Annotated in this window: 2 protein-coding genes; one reads left to right on the top strand and one right to left on the bottom strand. The window is 49.5% G+C overall.

What is annotated here, in order from left to right; translation table 11 throughout:
- Positions 1-8: 8 nt before the first annotated feature.
- On the bottom strand, positions 9-425 hold the full coding sequence (locus QJ48_RS35120; protein WP_054977839.1) for a YugN family protein: 417 nt from the start codon (positions 423-425) through the stop codon (positions 9-11).
- A gap of 243 nt (positions 426-668) precedes the next feature.
- Here QJ48_RS35120 and QJ48_RS35125 point away from each other — a divergent pair.
- Positions 669-1333: ammonium transporter (locus QJ48_RS35125; RefSeq protein WP_162238624.1), on the top strand; the 665-nt coding region annotated here is incomplete at its 3' end.

Genomic DNA, 1333 nt, shown 5'->3' on the forward strand with positions numbered 1-1333 from the left:
AGGGGGATTTAGGGGGTTGTAAACCCACTTTCAATCTCCCGCAGCAGCGAAGCCGCCCGGTCCACCCACTTGTCTTCTACGGTGCCGTCTTTATCAAGCGGCTCCTGAAACTGATCCATTAACGCTCCATAAGTGCGAGCCTGTGCCTCTTGATCTAATCCTTCATTATAAACATGCTTGAGTACAAACGGGGTACCGATTCGGACAAAAGCGTCCGTAGAATCCGTATCTCCGTCCAGTACGCCGCTTGTGACTTCAAACGGAATGCGCAACCACACTTTATGCCCCTCATCCAAATAGCGGTCAAAGGAACCGTGCTCGTAATCCCAGTTGCCGCCCAATGCGAACTCATGCTCGTGCAAATAGCTTCGCACATGTTCAAAAGGCTCTTCCCGCCCTTGCAATGTCGAATCTAAAGGAACCATCGGCATCTCCTCCAAATGATGATCGCTGCAACAAAATCACGCTTAGCATGCACCGGCGCAAGTAAAATTATGCCCATCAAGGAGAATATAAGAAGTTCTTACGAAAAACATCCGAATATTAACCACCATATGTAAGAATACCTGACGTAATTCGTTGACATAAATTCCACGAGAATCGTATAATGATAAGCAAAATAATCGCTTTATACGTTATTAAGCGCTTTCTGAAAGGAGATAGCATCGATGGATTTGAATACGCTCGCGAGCGGATTAGATACCATTTGGGTTGTACTTAGCGCAGCGATGATCCTGCTGATGGAAGGCGGTTTCGCCTTGCTGGAAGCGGGATTCGTACGGCAAAAGAATGCCGTCAGCATCATCATGAAAGTCTTTGTCGACATTACGTTCGGCGCATTGATCTTTTTCTTCTTCGGCTTTGCCCTGATGTACGGAAAAGATGCCGGCGGGCTCATCGGAACGACCGGCTTTATGATGGGAGGAGACTTGACACACATTAACCTCACCATCACGCATGATACGTATTGGCTGTTTCAATGTGCGTTCGTCATCGCCGTCATTTCGATCGTTTCCGGTGCGGTAGCCGAACGAATCAATTTCCACGCCTATATTTTGTTCACCATTGCCATGACCGGCTTGATTTATCCGGTTACCGGACATTGGATTTGGGCCGTAGGCGGTTGGCTTGGCAGTCTCGGGATGATCGACTTTGCGGGATCGTCGGTCATCCACGCCCTCGGAGGCTTTGCAGCTTTGGCTGCCGCCATCGTCATCGGACCGCGAATCGGCAAATTTTCGGAGAACGGCACGGCAAACATCGTCCCTCCTTCCAATCTTCCGCTTGCATCGGTCGGAGCCTTCATCCTTTGGTTCGGCTGGTTCGGCTTCAA

The sequence above is a fragment of the Paenibacillus sp. A3 genome, assembly GCF_001399685.1.
Lineage (GTDB): Bacteria > Bacillota > Bacilli > Paenibacillales > NBRC-103111 > Paenibacillus_G.